The following is a 16,691-nucleotide window of genomic DNA, read 5'->3' as shown; positions in this document are numbered from 1 at the left end:
CCTAGTTGCCCGCCAGCAGCTTCTGGATGAGGTCGGCCGTGGTCGAGGCGTTGTACTTGCGCATGAGCCGTGCGCGGTAGATCTCGACCGTGCGGTGGCTGATCTCCAGGGCCTTGCCGATTTCCTTGGAGGTCATGCCCTCCAGCAGCCGTGCGGCCACCTCACGCTCGCGGCCGGTGAGTTCGGCCTTCACCTGGCGCAGCGAGCTCAGGTCTTCAAAGCTCCAGATGCCCGATTCGTGCGGCGCTTCGCGGTTGAGGGCGCGCCCGGACACATGGCACCAGAACACCTCGCCGTTGGCCCGCTTCATGATGCGGTTGTCGGCATAGTGGCCCCGCGTGTTCAGGATGGGGGCCATGCGCGCACCCAGGCGCTCGTACTCGTCCACGCTGGGGTACAGAATGCGGAACGACTGGCCAATCAGCAGTTCGCGCGAGGCCCGGAACATCTCGCACACATGCTGGTTGCAGTCCACCATGATGCGGTTGCGCGAGATCACAAGCCCCACCGGCGCCATCTCGAAGGCCAGTCGGTAATCAACGTCCATAGTGCTAGTCTTTACGGAATACTACTTAGGCGGCTACGTAGTATCGTGCAGTCCATCCAACATTCGCAAGGAGAGCGTGGTGAACAAGTTGTATCCCTCGGCCACCGAGGCCCTCAAGGGCGTGGTGGCAGACGGCCAGTTGCTGGCCGTCGGCGGTTTTGGCCTGTGCGGCATTCCCGAGGCCCTGATCGATGCGCTGCGTGATGCGGGCGTGAAGAACCTGACGGTCATCTCCAACAACGCGGGCGTTGACGGCTTTGGCCTGGGCAAGCTGCTGGAAACACGCCAGATCAAGAAGATGATTTCGTCCTACGTGGGCGAGAACAAGGAATTCGAGCGCCAGTACCTGGCGGGCGAGTTGGAGCTGGAGTTCACACCCCAGGGCACGCTGGCCGAGAAGCTGCGCGCGGGCGGTGCGGGCATTCCGGCCTTCTTCACCAAGACCGGCGTGGGCACGGTGGTGGCCGAGGGCAAGGAACTGCGCGAATTCGACGGCGAAACCTACGTGATGGAGCGCTCGCTGGTGCCCGACGTGTCGCTGGTCAAAGCCCACCGGGCCGATCGCGCCGGCAACCTGCAGTTCCGCCTCACGGCGCGCAACTTCAACCCGGCTGCGGCCACGGCAGGCCGCCTGTGCATTGTGGAAGTCGAAGAAATCGTCGAGACCGGCAGCATTCCGCCCGACCAGGTGCACCTGCCCGGCATCTATGTGCACCGCATCGTGCACAACCCCCATCCCGAAAAGCGCATCGAAAAGCGCACCATCACGGAAAAAGCAGGAGTCTGAAATGCCTTGGAGTCAGGACCAAATGGCCGCGCGCGCGGCCCATGAGCTGGAAGACGGTTTCTACGTGAACCTGGGCATCGGCATTCCGACGCTGGTGGCCAACTTCGTGCCGGCCGACAAGGAAGTCTGGCTGCAGTCCGAAAACGGCATGCTGGGCATTGGCCCGTTTCCGAACGAGGACGAGGTGGACGCCGACCTCATCAACGCAGGCAAGCAGACGGTGACCACCATCAAGGGGTCGTCCATCTTTGGCAGCGACCAGTCGTTTGCCATGATCCGCGGCGGCAAGATCAACCTGTCCATCCTCGGGGCGATGCAGGTCAGCGCCAAGGGCGATCTGGCCAACTGGATGATCCCAGGCAAGATGGTCAAGGGCATGGGCGGTGCCATGGACCTGGTGGCAGGTGTCAAGCGTGTGATCGTGCTCATGGAGCACGTGGCGCGCAAGAAGGACGGCACCGAGGACCTCAAGATCCTGCCCGCCTGCACGCTGCCCCTGACGGGCGTGGGTGTGGTGGACCGCATCATCACCGATCTGGGTGTCATGGACGTCACACCCGAAGGCCTCAAGGTGGTGGAACTGGCACCGGGCGTGAGCTTTGAGTTCATCCAGTCGAAGACCGGCGTACCGTTGATCGCTCCCTGATCAGTCCCAGATCACGGCTTGATCGGCCTGGCCGCATGCAGGCCACGGCCCCAAAGCCCGCCAGGTTCTGGCGGGCTTTTCTTTTGCCGGCGGCGCAGTCGGGTGCGCTAGAGGCGCTGCAGGATCCAGTACTCGCCCGGCAAGGGCGTGCCCTCGTGCACCCGGATCGGTGCCGACACCTGGCGCACCACAGTCCATCCGTGGCGCTCTGCGAGCCCATGCAACAGGTCAGCGCTGTGGCTGTAGCGCAGACTGGGGAGCAGCCGCACGCCGGTTCCGCGGGCGCCAGCCTCCACGGTGAAGGCCAGCCAGCTGCCCGGTTGGGTGGCGCGGTGCAGCGCCTGGAACACTGCCTCCAGGGGCCCCACGTAGATGAACACGTCTGCCGCGACCACCAGGTCGTAAGGGAGCAGGCCAGGGGTCAGCAGGTGGGTGCACAGGTCGTCGGCGGCCAGCCGGTCGTACACCTGCGTGCGCTGCGCCTGCTCCACCATGGCGGGCGCCAGGTCGATGCCGGTCAGGTGGTCACAGCGCGCGCGCAGCAGCCGGCCGCACAGGCCGGTGCCGCAGCCTGCGTCCAGTGCGCGTGCAAAACGCTGCGCCGGGGTCGCCTCGGCGAGCAGCCGCATCAGCGTCTCGTGACCCTGGTACTGCAGCGTGCCCACCAGGTGCTGCTCGAAATCGGCGGCGTAGTCGTCAAACAGCGCGCGCACGTAGTCGGCGGGCGGGGTTGTGGTGGCGGCGGCATTCTCAAGCGCAGACAGATAGAAGTCCATGAGCACGGGGTCGGCGCCTGCATCGCGTGCCCTGCGGTAGCTGTCACGCGCTGCATCCCCCTGGCCCAGTTCGCGCTGCAGATCGCCCTGCAGCACCCACCAGTCTGCCGCTGCGTCTGCCCCCGCGGCCTGCAGTGCGCGTTGCGCCCAGGCCAGGGCTTCGGGCTGCCGCTGCAGGCGGGCCAGGGTGGCCGCCAGCTCCGCCATCGCCACCGGGTCTTGCGGGCCGCACCGCAAGGCGGCCTGCAGCGCGGTGCAGGCCTCGTCCCAGCGCTGCAGCGTTCGGCAAGCGCCCGCAAGCGCTCGCCATGCCATCACGTCGTCGGGCAAGGCCTGGGTGGCCGCCTGCAAGCAGGGCAGGGCATCCTCGGCGCGGCCCAGGTGCAGCCGCACAACGCCTAGATTGAGCAGTACCGAGGGCCTGCCCGGCGCAAGTGCCAGCGCCCGGGCAAAGCACTGCTCTGCCTGCGCCAAGCGCCGCGCTTCGAAGTGGGCGGCACCCTCTGTGAACGCTTCACGGGCCTGCGTAAGGGCTTCAGCGCTGGGGGGCGTGTCCATGGGGCTCAATATCCCTTGTAGCTGTGGTGAAATGCGGGGGCCTGCGCCCATCTGAGCAGGTTGTCTGCACGGCCCGCAGGGCCCCACAAGGAGGAAACCATGAAAGCAATTCTGTCGGTCGCGGCGCTGAGCCTGTGCCTTGCAAGCGGAGCCGCCTGGGCCGAAACAGCCCAGCAAAGCCTGATGGCGACCTGCAACGCCGAAGCCGCTGGCAAAAAGGGCGACGAGCGTAAGCAGTTCATGAGCGAGTGCCTGAGCGACAAGAAAAAGCGCCAGCAAGCCCGCATGAAGACCTGCAACGCCGAAGCCGCGGGCAAAAAGGGCGACGAGCGCAAGCAGTTCATGAGCGAGTGCCTCAAGGCGTCGTGATGTCCTCGCGCCCGGTCGGCTCCTGCGATCATGGAGTCGGAGGGCGTTCTGCGGATGCGCCGCCACGCGGCGCAAACAGATCCCAACAGGCGATGAACAGGGCCGCCACCGCCGGCCCGATCACAAATCCGGTGATACCAAAGAGCGACATGCCCCCGAGCGTGGAAATCAGCACCACGTAGTCGGGCATCTTGGTGTCCTTGCCGACCAGGATCGGGCGCAGGATGTTGTCGACCAAGCCGATCACGCCCACGCCGAAGGCCGTGAGCACCAGGCCCTGCCACACGGCACCCGTGGCCAGAAAGTAAATGGCCACCGGCACCCAAATGAGCCCCGCGCCCACCGCGGGCAGCAGCGACAGGAAGGCCATCAGCACGCCCCACAGCACTGGTCCCTGAATGCCCAAAACCCAGAAAATCATGCCGCCGAGGGCGCCCTGGGATGCTGCCACCACGATGTTGCCCTTGACCGTGGCCCGTATCACGGTCGCGAATTTGCTGACCAATTGCCGCTTGTGGAGCGTATCCAGTGGCGTGGCCTCGCCGATGCGCTGGATCAGGCCTGCACCGTCGCGCAGCAGAAAGAACAGCAGGTAGAGCATCACACCGAAGCCCACCAGGAACTCCAGTGTGTTCTGGCCAATGCTCAGCGCGCGGGTTGCGATGAACTGGCTGATCTGCACCGACACCGTCGAGAGCTTCTGCTGCAGCTGCGCCACGGTGGTCAGGTCAAAGCGGTCGAGCAGATTGGCCGCCCAGGTGGGCAGTGCCGCAATGATCTGCTGCAGGTACAGCCCGAAGTTGAGCTGGCCGGAGCGCATGCGTTCGTAGATCGTGGTCGCTTCCTGCAGCAGGGTCAGGGTGATCACGATGACCGGAATGATCACGATGACCAGGCACACGGCCAGGGTGCACAGCGCGGCCAGATTGGGCTTGCCCGGCATGCGGCGCAGCAGCCGCCGGTACAAAGGCGTGAACAAAATGGCGAGGACCACTCCCCAGAACACGGCGCCATGGAACGGCCAGAGAATGGCCCCAAAGGCCAGCGTGACCAGAATCAGCAGCAGCAGGAAGGTGCGGTTTTGCAGGGTGGATGGGCTCATGGGCATGCGCGTACGAACGATGTGCGCACTGTACGCGAGGCGGCTCGGCGCCTCCACCGGTGTTGCAGTGCAGTATCGATTCCTTGTCCCTGGGCGTTGGTGGGCCAGGGGAACGGTGGCACAATCGCGTCCGCAACCCGGCCCTTCCCAGCCACAGTCGCATCCGCCAACCGGTTCAGCCGTGTCGCGGAAGGTATCTCAACCAGCTAATGTTCCCTGCAGGGGAACGGAGGTCAGCGAAACATGAGCGAGACAAAATCCGTCTACGCCGCCTACCAGGGCAACACCTATCTCTTCGGGGGCAACGCGCCCTACGTCGAAGAGATGTACGAGAACTACCTCGCAAACCCTGGCAGCGTTCCCGATACCTGGCGCGATTACTTTGACGCGCTGCAGCACGTCCCAGCTGTGGACGGCTCCAACGCCAAGGACGTTCCGCACCTGCCGGTGATCAACGCCTTTGCCGACCGCGCCAAGCAGGGCGGCACCAAGGTGGTGATGGCCAGCGCCGACGTGGAGATGGGCCGCAAGCGCACCGCCGTGCAGCAGCTGATCGCCGCCTACCGCAATGTGGGCCAGCGCTGGGCCGACCTGGACCCGCTCAAGCGCGCAGAGCGCCCGCACATCCCTGAATTGGACCCGGCGTTCTATGGTTTCACCGATGCCGACCAGGAGACGGTGTTCGACACGAGCAACACCTTCTTCGGCAAGGATCGGATGAGCCTGCGCGAGCTTATCAATGCCCTGCGCGAGACCTACTGCGGCACCCTGGGCGTGGAGTACATGTACACCACCGACATGGCGCAAAAGCGCTGGTGGCAGCAAAAGCTGGAAAGCATCCGCAGCAAGCCGCAATTCAGCGCTGACAAGAAAAAGCACATCCTGGACCGCCTGACGGCCGCTGAGGGCCTCGAGCGCTACCTGCACACCAAATACGTCGGCCAGAAACGCTTCTCGCTCGAAGGGGGCGAGAGCTTCATCGCCGCGATGGACGAACTGATCCAGCAGGCCGGCGCCAAGGGTGTGCAGGAAATCGTGATCGGCATGGCCCACCGCGGCCGCCTGAACGTGCTGGTCAACACCCTGGGCAAGATGCCCAAGGACCTGTTCGCCGAGTTCGAACACACGGCTCCCGAAGACCTGCCCGCGGGTGATGTGAAGTACCACCAGGGCTTCAGCTCCGACGTGTCCACCCCTGGCGGCCCGGTGCACCTGTCGCTGGCTTTCAACCCCTCGCACCTGGAGATCGTGAACCCCGTGGTCGAGGGCTCGGTGCGCGCGCGCATGGACCGCCGTGGCGACCCCAAGGGCGCGCAGGTGCTGCCCGTGCTGGTGCACGGCGACGCGGCCGTGGGCGGCCAGGGCGTGAACCAGGAAACCTTGTGCCTGGCACAGACCCGCGGCTACACCACGGGCGGCACGGTCCACATCATCATCAACAACCAGATCGGTTTCACCACGTCGGACCCGCGCGACCTGCGCTCGACCACGTTCTGTACCGACATCTTCAAGATGGTCGAGGCGCCGGTGCTGCACGTCAACGGTGACGATCCGGAAGCCGTGGTGCTGGCCTCGCAGCTGGCTCTGGAATACCGCATGGAGTTCCGCGCCGATGTGGTGGTGGACATCACCTGCTACCGCAAGCTGGGCCACAACGAGCAGGACACCCCGAGCCTGACGCAGCCGCTGATGTACAAGAAGATTGCGCAGCACCCCGGCACGCGCAAGCTGTACGCCGACAAGCTGGCCGCACAAGGGCTGGGCGAGACGCTGGGCGACGAGATGGCCAAGGCCTACCGCGCTGCCATGGACGCCGGCAAGCACACGGTCGACCCGGTGCTGACCAACTTCAAGAGCAAGTACGCGGTGGACTGGTCGCCGTTCCTCGGCAAGAAGTGGACGGACAGCGCCGAAACCGCCATTCCGCTGACCGAGTGGAAGCGCCTGGCCGAGAAGATCACGACGATTCCACCCACGGTCACACCGCACCAACTCGTGAAGAAGGTGTTCGACGACCGCGCCGCCATGGGCCGCGGTGAAGTGAACGTGGATTGGGGCATGGGCGAGCACATGGCCTTCGCCTCGCTGGTGGCCAGCGGTTACCCGGTGCGCCTGTCGGGCGAAGACAGCGGCCGCGGCACCTTCACGCACCGCCATGCCGTGATCCATGACCAGAACCGTGAAAAGTGGGACACCGGCACCTACATCCCGCTGCAGAACGTGGCCGAGAACCAGGCACCGTTCGTGGTCATCGATTCCATCCTGTCGGAAGAAGCTGTGCTGGCCTACGAGTACGGCTACGCCTCGAACGACCCCAACACGCTGGTGGTGTGGGAAGCGCAGTTCGGCGACTTTGCCAACGGCGCGCAGGTGGTGATCGACCAGTTCATCGCCTCGGGTGAAGTGAAGTGGGGCCGCGTGAACGGCATCACGCTGATGCTGCCGCACGGCTACGAAGGCCAGGGCCCCGAGCACAGCTCGGCGCGCCTGGAGCGCTTCATGCAGCTGTCGGCCGATACCAACATGCAGATCTGCCAGCCCACCACGGCCAGCCAGATCTTCCACCTGCTTCGCCGCCAGATGATCCGCAACCTGCGCAAGCCGCTGGTCATCTTCACGCCCAAGTCGCTGCTGCGCAACAAGGACGCGACCTCGCCGCTGTCCGAGTTCACCAAGGGCGGCTTCCAGACGGTGATCCCCGAGCAGGACGAGGCCATCGTGAAGAAGGCCGACAAGGTCAAGCGTGTGATCGCCTGCTCCGGCAAGGTGTACTACGACCTGGTGAAAAAGCGCACCGAAAAGGGCGCCGACGACGTGGCCATCATCCGCGTCGAGCAGCTCTATCCGTTCCCGCATAAGGTGTTCGGAGCCGAGATCAAGAAGTACGGCAACGCGACCGAGATCGTGTGGTGCCAGGATGAACCGCAGAACCAGGGCGCCTGGTTCTTCATCCAGCACAACATCCACGAGAACATGCTCGAAGGCCAGAAGCTCGGCTACGCCGGGCGCGCCGCCTCGGCATCGCCGGCCGTGGGTTATGCCCACCTGCACCAGGAGCAGCAAAAAGCCCTGGTGGATGCCGCGTTCGCCAAGCTCAAGGGTTTTGTCCTGACCAAGTAAGGCTCACAACCCACATCCCGGAACAGAACAGAACCTTTCAAGAGAATTCACCATGGCTATCGTAGAAGTCAAAGTCCCCCAGTTGTCCGAATCCGTGGCCGAGGCCACGCTGCTGCAGTGGAAAAAGAAGCCCGGCGAGGCCGTCGCCATTGACGAAATCCTGATCGAAATCGAGACCGACAAGGTCGTGCTGGAAGTGCCCGCCCCCGCGGCAGGCGTGCTGGCCGAGCACGTGGTGACGGATGGCGGCACCGTGGTGTCCGACCAGGTCATCGCCAAGATCGACACCGACGGCAAGGGTGCCGCAGCAGCGCCCGCCGCTGCTGCTGCTCCGGCGGCAGCTCCTGCGGCAGCTCCTGCGGCAGCACCTGCAGCGGCCGGCGGCAGCAAGGCCGGCGTGGCCATGCCCGCCGCCGCCAAGCTGCTGGCTGACAATCAGCTCGCCGTGGGTGACGTGGCCGGCACCGGCAAGGACGGCCGCGTGACCAAGGGCGACGTGCTGGCCGCTGTGGCCGGTGGCGCCAAGGCCGCTGTGGCCGCACCCAGCGTGATCCCCACCGGTGTGCCCACCAAGGCATTGCCCCAGGTGGCGGCCCCCGTGGCATCGCCCGACTTGGGCGAGCGCCCCGAGCAGCGCGTGCCCATGAGCCGTCTGCGCGCCCGCGTGGCCGAGCGTCTGCTGCAGTCCCAGGCGACCAACGCCATCCTGACCACGTTCAACGAAGTGAACATGGCCCCGGTGATGGAGATGCGCAAGAAGTTCCAGGAGAAGTTCGAGAAGGAACACGGCGTGAAGCTGGGCTTCATGAGCTTCTTCGTGAAGGCCGCAGTCGCTGCGCTCAAGAAGTACCCGGTGCTTAATGCGTCGGTCGATGGCAACGATATCGTCTACCACGGCTACTTCGACATCGGTATCGCCGTGGGCTCGCCGCGCGGCCTGGTGGTGCCCATCCTGCGCAATGCCGACCAGATGAGCTTTGCCGACATCGAGAAGAAGATCGCCGAGTTCGGCCAGAAGGCCAAGGACGGCAAGCTGGGCATCGAAGAGATGACCGGTGGCACGTTCTCGATCTCGAACGGCGGCGTGTTCGGCTCCATGCTGTCCACCCCCATCATCAACCCGCCGCAGTCGGCCATTCTGGGCGTGCACGCGACCAAGGACCGCGCCGTGGTCGAAAACGGTCAGATCGTGATCCGTCCGATCAACTACCTGGCCATGTCGTACGACCACCGCATCATCGACGGCCGCGAAGCCGTGCTGGGCCTGGTGGCGATGAAGGAAGCGCTGGAAGACCCGTCGCGCCTGCTGTTCGACATCTGATTTCCGGATTGCGTTGACCCACCCGCGTGGCCCGGCCTCTGGTCCTGCCCGCCGGTGGGTTTTTCTCCAAAAGACTGAACGAGATTTCCCATGAGCAAGCAATTTGATGTGATCGTGATTGGTGGTGGCCCCGGTGGCTATGTCGCCGCCATCCGGGCCGCCCAACTGGGCAAGAACGTGGCCTGCATCGACGAGTGGAAGAACGACAAGGGCGGCCCTGCGCCCGGCGGCACCTGCACCAACGTGGGTTGTATTCCCTCCAAGGCGCTGCTGCAGTCGTCCGAGCATTTCGAGCATGCCAACCACCACTTCGCCGACCACGGCATCTCGGCCAAAGACATCAAGATCGATGTGGCCAAGATGATCGGCCGCAAGGACGCGGTGGTGAAGCAGAACAACGACGGCATCCTGTACCTCTTCAAAAAGAACAAGGTCAGCTTCTTCCACGGCCGTGGTTCGTTCGTGAAAGCGGTCGATGGCGGCTACGAGATCAAGGTGGCCGGCGCCACCGAGGAAACGCTGGTCGGCAACCAGATCATCGTGGCCACGGGCTCCAACGCCCGCGCGCTGCCCGGGGTGCCGTTTGACGAAGTGAACGTGCTGTCGAACGACGGCGCGCTGCGCATCGGTGCCGTGCCCAAGAAACTGGCGCTGATCGGCTCGGGCGTGATCGGCCTGGAGATGGGCTCGGTCTGGCGCCGCCTGGGGGCCGAGGTGACCATCCTCGAAGGCCTGCCCACCTTCCTGGGTGCGGTGGACGAGCAGATCGCGAAGGAAGCCAAGAAGGCGTTTGACAAGCAGGGCCTCAAGATCGAGCTGGGCGTGAAGGTCGGCGAAGTCAAGACCGGCAAGAAGGGCGTGAGCATTGCCTACACCAACGCCAAGGGCGAGGCGCAGCAGCTCGATGCCGACAAGCTGATCGTCTCCATCGGCCGCGTGCCCAACACCATCGGCCTGAACGCCGAAGCCGTGGGCCTGCAGCTGGGCGAGCGTGGCGAGATCGTGGTGGACGGCGACTGCAAGACCAACCTGCCCGGCGTGTGGGCGGTGGGCGACGTGGTGCGCGGCCCCATGCTCGCGCACAAGGCCGAGGAAGAGGGCGTGGCCGTGGCCGAACGCATTGCCGGCCAGCACGGGCATGTCAACTTCAACACCATTCCCTGGGTGATCTACACCAGCCCCGAGATTGCCTGGGTGGGCCGCACCGAGCAGCAGCTCAAGGCCGACGGCGTGAAGTACAAGGCGGGCACCTTCCCGTTCCTGGCCAACGGCCGTGCACGCGCGCTGGGCGATACGACCGGCATGGTCAAGTTCCTGGCCGATGCGGCCACGGACGAGATCCTGGGCGTGCACATCGTGGGTCCGATGGCCTCCGAACTGATCGCCGAAGCCGTGGTGGCCATGGAGTTCAAGGCCAGCGCCGAAGACATCGCGCGCATCTGCCACGCCCACCCGTCCCTCTCGGAAGCCACCAAGGAAGCGGCTCTGGCCGTGGACAAGCGCACGCTGAACTTCTAAGCGCTTGAGGTGAAAATGGCTGCTCGTGCTTGAAAGTCAAGCACGAGCAGCTATTGTTTTTATAGCATTCAGGAATCTGCGCCGTGAACGTCCGACAGGCTTACGAGGCCGAGCTCCAGGCCAAGGGTTTCAAGAGCGATCCGGCCCAGCTGCGCGCCGTGGAGGCGCTGGAGCGCTGCGCCAGTGAATGGGCCGCCTACAAACAGCGCCGCTCGAACGCGCTCAAGAAGCTGCTCAACCGGCCCGAAATTCCGCGCGGCGTGTACATGTACGGCGGGGTGGGGCGGGGCAAGAGCTTCCTGATGGACTGCTTCTTCAACGCCGTGCCCCTCAAGCGCAAGGTGCGGCTGCACTTCCACGAATTCATGCGCGAAGTGCACCGCGAGCTGGCCGCGCTGCAGGGCACGCAAAACCCGCTCGACGTGCTGGGCGCGCGCATCGCCAAGCGCTACAAGCTCATCTGCTTCGATGAGTTCCATGTGGCCGACATCACCGATGCGATGATCCTGCACCGCCTGCTGGTGGCGCTGTTCGACAACGGCGTGGGGTTCGTCACCACCTCCAACTTCCAGCCCGACGGGCTCTACCCCGACGGCCTGCACCGCGACCGCATCCTGCCCGCGATTGCGCTGCTCAACGAGCGCATGGAAGTCGTCAACGTGGACAACGGCACCGACTACCGCCGCCGCACGCTGGAGCAGGTCAAGCTCTACCACACGCCGCTCGGCCCCGAGGCCGACGCCGCTATGGGCGCGGCCTTCGACCAACTGGCCGAGGTGCGCGACGAAGACCCGGTGCTGCACATCGAGGCGCGCGAGATCCAGGCCCGCCGCAAGGCTGGGGGCGTGGTGTGGTTCGACTTCAAGACGCTGTGCGGCGGCCCGCGCTCGCAGAACGACTACCTGGAGATCGCCACACAGTTCCACACGGTGCTGCTGTCCGACGTGCCCTACATGCCGGTGAGCATGGCCTCGCCCGCGCGGCGATTCACCTGGCTCATCGACGTGCTGTACGACCGCCGCGTCAAGCTGATTTTGTCGGCGGCCGTGCCGCCCGAGCAGCTCTACACCGAAGGGCCGCTGTCGCACGAGTTTCCGCGCACCGTCTCGCGGCTCAACGAGATGCAGTCCAAGGAATTCCTGGCGCTGGAGCGGCGCATGGTCGATACGGGGCTGACGTGATGCACATGCGGATCTGGCGCGCCGCGGCTGTCTGGTGGCTCTGTGGTATGGCAGGCCTGTGGGCACTGGCCAACGGTGTGGCCGCTGCTGCGGTTGTGCATGCCGAGCCTGCCGCGGCAGTGGCCCATTCTGAAGCGTCGGCCGCGGAGGCTGCGCGCAAGGCCCAGGCGGCGGCGCGCGGCCTGGAGCGCCAGGCGATTGCCGAGGAGCGCACACGCTTGCAACAGCGCCAGACCGCTGCGCAGGCCGAGTGTTACCAGCGATTTGCGGTCGAGGACTGCCTGCGCCGCGCCCGCACAGAGTTCCGCGAAGGTGACAGCGCCCTGCGTGCCCGAGAGCTGGAGCTCAACGATGCCGAGCGCAAGGACAAGGCGGCGGCACGCGAGGCACTGATTGAACAGCGTCGTCGCGAGAGTCCTCCGGCAGCGGCCTCCGCACCGCAGACCATCCTGCGGCAGAGCACCACGGCCGAGCAGTTGAACCAGCGCGAGCAGCAGGCGCGGGAGCGCGCACGCGAACAGCAGCAGCGCGCGGCAGTGCAGGCTCAGGAGCAGGCGCAGCGCGAGAAAGATCAATGGCAGCGGGCCCAGCAGGCCCGAGAGAGGCAAGCCGAGCGCGAGAAAGCCTTGCAGGAGCGGCAGGCGCGCCAGCAGCGGCAGGCCTCAGAAGATGCTGCGAGTGGCCGCACGCCTGCAGCACCCCTGCCAACGGCGACGCGCTAAGGCGCGGTGGGCCCCCTGGGCCGAGTGCGGAGCAGCCTGCCAGTCGCTGCGTCACCCACGACGGACCGCAGGCCGCTCACGGGCGCGTCGCGCCCGTGGGTTGCGGCGTCAGGGACGCCAGCGGTGGAATCTTCTTTTCCTCGACCAGCGTTTCCATCTTCACGATCACCAGCGACAGGTTGTCGCCGCCGCCTCGTGCGCGCTGCCGTGCCTTTTCGATCAGGAACTCCGTGGCTTCGCGCGGTGAGAGCGATTCCAGCACCGACCCCAGCTCAGCCGGAGAAAAGTAATGCCACACGCCATCGCTGCAAGCCATGAGCACGTCGCCGGGTTGCAGTTGCGGGATCAGGTGCGCCGTGGCCGGAGGATCACTTTCCGTGCCCAGGCAGCCGATCAGGATGTTGGAGTGCGGGTGGTTGGTGGCTTCGGCTTCGGTCAGTTCACCACGGTCGACCAGGGCCTGCACATACGAGTGGTCGTTCGTACGGTGCACCAGCCGCGAGCCCTGGAAGTGGTAGATGCGCGAATCGCCGGCGTGCACCCAGTGGCAATCGCCTCGCGGGTTAATGAGAAAAGCGGCCAGGGTGCTGTGCGGCTCCTGTTCTGCCGAGATGGCCGTCAGCCGGATCACGATGTGCGACTCCTGCACGATTGTGCGCAGCAATGCCGCCGGATCGTCGGTTTCGGGCGAGTAGCGCTCGAACAGCTGGCGTGCGGTCAGCATCACCTGATCCGACGCCTTGCGCCCGCCACTGCGTCCGCCCATGCCATCGGCCACCACCCCCAGCACGCAGCCGTTGTAGCGCGGGTGCGCGATCAGGGCCACCTGGTCCTGCTGGTATTCGCGGTCACCCTTGTGGATACCGGTCGATGCGATAAGGCGAAACGCTTTGGTCATGGTGCTCGTATGGGAACCAACGGCGCCGGTCGTGCCCGGTCGCCTGGCAGCGTATTATGGGCGGCGGCTGGCGGCTTGTGTCGGCCGCTTGACCCGTCTGGCCCCCGCCGACGGCCCCTGGTCTGTCTTCCAGCCCTCGCGGGGCGCTGCTGCGCTGTCGCCACGTCCTCCATGTTCCGCAGCGGTTTCGTGTGCAAGAGTTTGTGACGGCAACCCACTCCATGGCACCCGAGGCCACCCCCAGCTTGGCCGATGCCGTTTCTGCGGCGTTCGCCCCTCACGGGCGGCTGGCTGCGGCCGAACCCGCCTATCGCCCGCGCGCAGGGCAGCAGACGATGGCGCAGGCGGTGGCCGCGACCATTGCCGATGCTGGCTGTCTGGTGGTCGAGGCGGGCACCGGCATCGGCAAAACCTATGCATACCTTGTGCCGGCGTTGCTGAGCGGGCAGCGCGTGCTGATCTCTACGGCCACCAAGGCGCTGCAGGACCAGTTGCGTGGGCGTGACATTCCCCATCTGGCCCAGGTGCTCGGACTGCCCCTGCGACTGGCCATGCTCAAGGGGCGCAACAGCTATCTGTGCCTCCATCGCCTTCAGCAAGCGCTGGAGTCTGGCGATGCGTTGCCGCCTGCATACCGGGCCCCTTTGGCGCAAGTGCACCGCTGGTCGTTGCACACGCGCAGCGGCGATTTGGCTGAGCTTCCTGCGCTCGACGAACGCTCACCGCTGATCCCCTGGATCACGTCCGACCGCGACAACTGCCTGGGCATGGCCTGCGGCCACTGGCAGCGCTGTCACGTCAATGTGGCCCGGCGGGAGGCGCTGGAGGCGGATGTCGTCGTCACCAACCACCACCTGTTCTTTGCCGACCTCGCGGTGCGCCATTCGGGCATGGCCGAGCTGCTGCCCACGGTGCAGGTCCTGGTGTTCGATGAAGCCCACCGTCTCAACGACACCGGGGTGCAGTTTCTTGGGCAACAAGTGAGCACCGGGCAATGGCTGAGCCTCGCGCGCGACGCCCGTCTGGCGGTGCATGCCCACGCGCGCGGCCTGGCGCAGGTCGAAATCGCTGCGCGCGAACTGGAGCACGCCGCGCAGGCGCTGCGCCAGCTGTGTGGGGCCGGGCCCACGGCGCAGTTGCGCTGGGCCTGGCAGGGCGACGCTCCGGACGAGGTGGCGCCGCATGCGTGGGCCGAATGCCTGACGGCGGGGGCGGCTGCCTGTGGCCAGGTGCACGGTGCATTGCAAGCGGTTGTCGGGATGCACCCGGAGTTGGCTCGCGTGGCCGAACGCGCCTCTCAGCTGCACCAACGCGTCGAACAGATGCGCCTGCCACCGGCACCGGGTCAGGTGCGCTGGGTGGGCGTGGAGTCTGGGGTGCGGTTGGTAGAGTCTCCGCTGGACGTGGCGCAGGCCTTGTCGGCACAGGTGTGGGGTGTTGCCCCAGCGTTGCCGGGTGCCGGTGACTCTGCGCCGGCGGGCATGGGGGAGCCGGCTGCCAATGTTCTGGAGCGCTCTGCTCGCCATCGACAGGCCTGGGTGTTCACCTCGGCCACGCTGGGCGACGAGCCAGGGCTGCGATGGTTCACCGAGCGTTGCGGGTTGGAGGGCGCACACATTCTGCAGGTGCCCAGCCCTTTCAATTACGCGCAGCAGGGGGCCTGGTACGTGCCCGATGCGCTGCCGTTGCCGGCGGATCCGGGCCACAGCGCGGCGTTGGCGCACTGGGTTGCGCCAGTGGCCGAAGCCCTGGGTGGCCGCACGCTGGTGCTCACCACCACCACGCGCGCGTTACACGCAGTAGCCGCTGCGCTGCGCCAGCGCTGGCGCGGATCAAGCCCGCTGCAGGTGCTGGTGCAGGGCGAGGCCAGCAAGCGGGAACTGCTGGCGCGTTTTCGGCGCAGCGGGGGCGGGCTGGTGCTGGTTGCCACCGCCAGCTTCTGGGAGGGGGTGGATGTCCCCGGGGATGCACTGCAGTGCGTGGTGATCGACAAGCTGCCGTTTCCCCCGCCGGGCGACCCGCTGGTAGAGGCGAGGGTGCGACAGATTGAAGCGCGCGGGGGCAGGGCGTTCAGCGACCATGCGCTGCCCGAGGCGGCAGTAGCCCTCAAACAGGGCGCAGGCCGACTAATCCGGCATGAAGACGACCGCGGACTGCTGGTGATTGGCGACCGCCGTCTGCTCACGCAGTCGTACGGCCCACGCCTGTTGGCGGCGCTGCCGCCCATGCGGGCGCTGCAGTCCGAGGCGGCATTTCAGGAAGCGCTGGCAGCGATTACCAGAACTTCCACCACGGATCGGTCCGGCCCTTGACCACCCCGCGCAGGTAGTCGCTGTTCGGGTACGAGCTTTCGAGCACGCGGCGCGCATCGTCCCGCAGCTGCGTCATGCCCAGCTTGTCGTACGACTGCACCAGGATGAACAGCGCCTCTTCGAGCGCCGGCACTGCCTGATAGTCGGCAAGCGCCACCTGCGCACGGCCGATGGCGGCCACATAAGCGCCGCGCTGGTAGTAATAGCGGGCTACATGCACCTCGTACTGCGCGAGCGAGTTCACGATGTAGGTCATGCGCTGGCGCGCGTCCTGGCTGTAGCGCGAATCCGGGAAACGCGTCACCAGCTCCGAGAACGCCTCAAACGATTCCTTGGCGGCCTTTTGATCACGCTCCGACAGGTCTTGGCGCGAAAGGAAGGAGAACAGCCCCAGGTTGTCGTTGAAGTTGACCAGGCCCTTGAGGTAGAGCGCGTAGTCGATGGCTGGGCTGGCCGGATGCAACTTCATGAAGCGATCGAGTGTGGCGATGGCCTGGGCCTTCTCGCCCGCCTTGTACTGGGCATAAGCCTTGTCCAGCTGGGCCTGCTGGGCCAGTGGCGTGCCTGCGGCTCGGCCCTCGAGCTTTTCGAGCAGCGGTACGGCCTTGTCGTAGCCGCCGCTGTTGATCTCGTCCTTGGCTTCGGAGTAGATGCGGTTGGGGCTCCAGCCGGCGGTCTTGTCGTCTGGCGTGCTCGAGCAGCCGGCCAGCAGGGCGGCGGCAAGGGCAGTGCACACAACGGGAGAGAGGCTGCGGGACATGGCGAAGGCTTTCGGTACGTCGGACAAGGGGCTCGGAGGGCCGCGCCGTGCCGCGGGTGCGTGCACGGGCCGGG

At 65.9% G+C, this 16,691-nt stretch carries 14 protein-coding genes; 9 read left to right on the top strand and 5 right to left on the bottom strand.

Annotation, left to right across the window (positions count from 1 at the left end; translation table 11 throughout):
* Window position 1 precedes the first annotated feature (1 nt).
* Window positions 2-547: a LuxR C-terminal-related transcriptional regulator gene (locus tag ABD866_RS05915; protein ID WP_345062116.1), complete on the bottom strand. Its 546-nt coding sequence runs from the start codon at window positions 545-547 to the stop codon at window positions 2-4.
* 79 nt (window positions 548-626) lie between these two features.
* On the opposite strand from ABD866_RS05915, the gene ABD866_RS05910 reads away from it, so the two are divergent.
* Together ABD866_RS05910 and ABD866_RS05905 are read left to right on the top strand one after the other, a co-directional pair.
* Entirely contained in the window at window positions 627-1,334 is a 708-nt protein-coding gene (locus ABD866_RS05910; protein WP_345062114.1) for a CoA transferase subunit A, read from the top strand.
* Window position 1,335: 1 nt separating this feature from the next.
* On the top strand, window positions 1,336-1,980 hold the full coding sequence (locus tag ABD866_RS05905; RefSeq protein WP_345062112.1) for a 3-oxoacid CoA-transferase subunit B: 645 nt from the start codon (window positions 1,336-1,338) through the stop codon (window positions 1,978-1,980).
* 107 nt (window positions 1,981-2,087) lie between these two features.
* On the opposite strand, the gene ABD866_RS05900 is transcribed toward ABD866_RS05905, so the two are convergent.
* Window positions 2,088-3,314: a tetratricopeptide repeat protein gene (locus ABD866_RS05900; RefSeq protein WP_345062110.1), complete on the bottom strand. Its 1,227-nt coding sequence runs from the start codon at window positions 3,312-3,314 to the stop codon at window positions 2,088-2,090.
* Window positions 3,315-3,413: 99 nt separating this feature from the next.
* Here ABD866_RS05900 and ABD866_RS05895 point away from each other — a divergent pair, with 99 nt between their 5' ends.
* A complete protein-coding gene (locus ABD866_RS05895; RefSeq protein ID WP_345062108.1) occupies window positions 3,414-3,683 on the top strand; it encodes a PsiF family protein in 270 nt (89 codons plus the stop codon).
* A gap of 28 nt (window positions 3,684-3,711) precedes the next feature.
* On the opposite strand, the gene ABD866_RS05890 is transcribed toward ABD866_RS05895, so the two are convergent.
* Entirely contained in the window at window positions 3,712-4,785 is a 1,074-nt protein-coding gene (locus ABD866_RS05890; protein WP_345062106.1) for an AI-2E family transporter, read from the bottom strand.
* A gap of 243 nt (window positions 4,786-5,028) precedes the next feature.
* Between ABD866_RS05890 and ABD866_RS05885 the strand changes: the two genes are divergently transcribed.
* The 5 genes from ABD866_RS05885 to ABD866_RS05865 all read left to right on the top strand — a co-directional run bounded on the left by ABD866_RS05885 (window position 5,029) and on the right by ABD866_RS05865 (window position 12,647).
* On the top strand, window positions 5,029-7,905 hold the full coding sequence (locus ABD866_RS05885) for a 2-oxoglutarate dehydrogenase E1 component (RefSeq protein WP_345062104.1): 2,877 nt from the start codon (window positions 5,029-5,031) through the stop codon (window positions 7,903-7,905).
* 52 nt (window positions 7,906-7,957) lie between these two features.
* Entirely contained in the window at window positions 7,958-9,226 is a 1,269-nt protein-coding gene (gene odhB / locus ABD866_RS05880; protein WP_345062102.1) for a 2-oxoglutarate dehydrogenase complex dihydrolipoyllysine-residue succinyltransferase, read from the top strand.
* Between the two features lie 90 nt (window positions 9,227-9,316).
* Window positions 9,317-10,744 (top strand): dihydrolipoyl dehydrogenase, encoded by a 1,428-nt coding sequence (gene lpdA / locus ABD866_RS05875; RefSeq protein ID WP_345062100.1) that lies wholly within the window; start codon window positions 9,317-9,319, stop codon window positions 10,742-10,744.
* A gap of 83 nt (window positions 10,745-10,827) precedes the next feature.
* Entirely contained in the window at window positions 10,828-11,925 is a 1,098-nt protein-coding gene (gene zapE, locus ABD866_RS05870) for a cell division protein ZapE (RefSeq protein WP_345062098.1), read from the top strand.
* A 47-nt stretch (window positions 11,926-11,972) separates the two neighbouring features.
* The gene (locus ABD866_RS05865) at window positions 11,973-12,647 is read left to right on the top strand and encodes a hypothetical protein (RefSeq protein WP_345062096.1); all 675 of its coding nucleotides are present in this window, start codon (window positions 11,973-11,975) and stop codon (window positions 12,645-12,647) included.
* Between the two features lie 76 nt (window positions 12,648-12,723).
* On the opposite strand, the gene ABD866_RS05860 is transcribed toward ABD866_RS05865, so the two are convergent.
* Entirely contained in the window at window positions 12,724-13,545 is an 822-nt protein-coding gene (locus tag ABD866_RS05860) for a PP2C family protein-serine/threonine phosphatase (protein WP_345062094.1), read from the bottom strand.
* 221 nt (window positions 13,546-13,766) lie between these two features.
* On the opposite strand from ABD866_RS05860, the gene yoaA reads away from it, so the two are divergent.
* On the top strand, window positions 13,767-15,857 hold the full coding sequence (yoaA, locus tag ABD866_RS05855; RefSeq protein WP_345062092.1) for a DNA repair helicase YoaA: 2,091 nt from the start codon (window positions 13,767-13,769) through the stop codon (window positions 15,855-15,857).
* Here yoaA and ABD866_RS05850 read toward each other — a convergent pair.
* Window positions 15,820-16,617 (bottom strand): outer membrane protein assembly factor BamD, encoded by a 798-nt coding sequence (locus ABD866_RS05850; RefSeq protein WP_345062090.1) that lies wholly within the window; start codon window positions 16,615-16,617, stop codon window positions 15,820-15,822. The genes yoaA and ABD866_RS05850 overlap by 38 nt on opposite strands.
* Window positions 16,618-16,691: the final 74 nt, after the last annotated feature.

The organism is Acidovorax lacteus (assembly GCF_039540375.1).
GTDB lineage: Bacteria > Pseudomonadota > Gammaproteobacteria > Burkholderiales > Burkholderiaceae_C > Acidovorax_G > Acidovorax_G lacteus.
The sequence above is the reverse complement of the archived record's forward strand: the minus strand, read 5'-3'. Positions and strand labels throughout refer to the sequence as shown.

What these genes read in the sequence shown, in the direction of transcription:
- odhB (WP_345062102.1), top strand. Translation starts at nt 7,958, where the DNA reads ATGGCTATCGTAGAAGTCAAAGTCCCCCAGTTGTCCGAATCCGTGGCC.
- ABD866_RS05890 (WP_345062106.1), bottom strand. Translation starts at nt 4,785, where the DNA reads ATGAGCCCATCCACCCTGCAAAACCGCACCTTCCTGCTGCTGCTGATT.
- yoaA (WP_345062092.1), top strand. Translation starts at nt 13,767, where the DNA reads ATGGCACCCGAGGCCACCCCCAGCTTGGCCGATGCCGTTTCTGCGGCG.
- lpdA (WP_345062100.1), top strand. Translation starts at nt 9,317, where the DNA reads ATGAGCAAGCAATTTGATGTGATCGTGATTGGTGGTGGCCCCGGTGGC.
- ABD866_RS05850 (WP_345062090.1), bottom strand. Translation starts at nt 16,617, where the DNA reads ATGTCCCGCAGCCTCTCTCCCGTTGTGTGCACTGCCCTTGCCGCCGCC.
- ABD866_RS05865 (WP_345062096.1), top strand. Translation starts at nt 11,973, where the DNA reads ATGGCAGGCCTGTGGGCACTGGCCAACGGTGTGGCCGCTGCTGCGGTT.
- ABD866_RS05895 (WP_345062108.1), top strand. Translation starts at nt 3,414, where the DNA reads ATGAAAGCAATTCTGTCGGTCGCGGCGCTGAGCCTGTGCCTTGCAAGC.
- ABD866_RS05905 (WP_345062112.1), top strand. Translation starts at nt 1,336, where the DNA reads ATGCCTTGGAGTCAGGACCAAATGGCCGCGCGCGCGGCCCATGAGCTG.
- ABD866_RS05860 (WP_345062094.1), bottom strand. Translation starts at nt 13,545, where the DNA reads ATGACCAAAGCGTTTCGCCTTATCGCATCGACCGGTATCCACAAGGGT.
- ABD866_RS05900 (WP_345062110.1), bottom strand. Translation starts at nt 3,314, where the DNA reads ATGGACACGCCCCCCAGCGCTGAAGCCCTTACGCAGGCCCGTGAAGCG.
- ABD866_RS05915 (WP_345062116.1), bottom strand. Translation starts at nt 547, where the DNA reads ATGGACGTTGATTACCGACTGGCCTTCGAGATGGCGCCGGTGGGGCTT.
- ABD866_RS05885 (WP_345062104.1), top strand. Translation starts at nt 5,029, where the DNA reads ATGAGCGAGACAAAATCCGTCTACGCCGCCTACCAGGGCAACACCTAT.